This window comes from Plesiomonas sp. ZOR0011 (assembly GCF_000800945.1).
Lineage (GTDB): Bacteria > Pseudomonadota > Gammaproteobacteria > Enterobacterales > CAMTGL01 > Plesiomonas > Plesiomonas shigelloides.
In genome coordinates this window covers 1-214 of record NZ_JRKB01000097.1, presented here as the reverse complement: position 1 = coordinate 214, position 214 = coordinate 1, and the positions used below count along the sequence as shown (strand labels likewise).

Below are 214 nucleotides of genomic sequence, written 5' to 3'. Positions count from 1 at the left end.
TTTTTCTTACTTTCCACTTTCTTGTACAAGAAGTGGTGGGTCTGAGTGGACTCGAACCACCGACCTCACCCTTATCAGGGGTGCGCTCTAACCACCTGAGCTACAGACCCATCGTAAGTGTCGCTCGTATTTATTAACCAAACAATCTGTGTGAACACTCAGCTTAAGCGCCAAATATCTCAGGTAAGGAGGTGATCCAACCGCAGGTTCCCCT

At 48.1% G+C, this 214-nt stretch carries 1 tRNA gene; it reads right to left on the bottom strand.

The features are described from left to right. Positions 1-33: 33 nt before the first annotated feature. Positions 34-110: transfer RNA gene (locus L975_RS15780), tRNA-Ile, on the bottom strand. Between the last annotated feature and the right edge of the window lie 104 nt (positions 111-214).